Here is an 870-nt window from a genome sequence, read left to right on the forward strand (position 1 = left end):
TTAGGGTCAGGACCCATTAATCGGCTTGAGGCTGCCCGGCCTGCGTGATTCAAGCTCCCAAACTGACGGGGGTGATGATGAGCAACCTTTACTGGCTGACTGACGAGCAGATGGAGCGGTTGAGGCCGTTCTTTCCGAAGAGCCATGGCAAGCCACGTGTCGATGATCGGCGCGTGTTGAGCGGCATAATATTTATCAATCGCAATGGCTTGCGTTGGTGCGATGCCCCGCGTGAGTATGGGCCGCCGAAGACGCTCTACAACCGCTGGAAGCGGTGGGGTGACATGGGGGTTTTCGCGAGGATGATGGAGGGACTGGCCTCCGAGGGCACCGACCAGAAGATCATCATGATCGACGCGACCTACCTGAAGGCGCACCGCACGGCTTCGAGCCTGCGGGCGAAAAAGGGGGGCCCGACGACCAGCGCGGGCGCCTGATCGGGCGCACAAAGGGCGGGTTGAACACCAAGTTGCATGCCGTCACAGACGCCAAGGGGCGACCCCTGAAGTTCTTCATGACCGCAGGTCAGATCAGTGACTATACCGGAGCCGCCGCCCTGCTGGGCAGTCTGCCTGCTGCAGAGTGGATGATCGCGGACCGGGGTTATGACGCCGACTGGTTCCGAGATGCGTTGAAAGACAAAGGGATACGCCCCTGCATTCCCGGTCGGAAGTCGCGCGGCAAAGCTGTCCGCTACGACAAGCGCCGCTATCGCCGCCGCAATCGCATAGAGATCATGTTCGGTCGCCTGAAAGACTGGCGCAGGGTCGCAACCCGTTATGACAGATCCGCCAAAACCTTCCTATCCGCTGTCGCCCTCGCCGCCACCGTCATGTTCTGGCTTTGAGGTTCAATGAGTCTGGACCCTAG

At 60.5% G+C, this 870-nt stretch carries 1 protein-coding gene; it reads left to right on the forward strand.

The features are described 5' to 3' along the window. Nucleotides 1–77: 77 nt before the first annotated feature. Nucleotides 78–847 (forward strand): IS5 family transposase gene (locus tag P0645_RS19260; protein WP_284166174.1). Its coding sequence is split into 2 segments (ribosomal slippage): nucleotides 78–414 and nucleotides 414–847, totalling 771 coding nucleotides; the frame shifts between segments, so codons are not numbered across the junction. Nucleotides 848–870: the final 23 nt, after the last annotated feature.

Source organism: Frigidibacter sp. SD6-1, from assembly GCF_030143255.1.
Lineage (GTDB): Bacteria > Pseudomonadota > Alphaproteobacteria > Rhodobacterales > Rhodobacteraceae > TMP-24.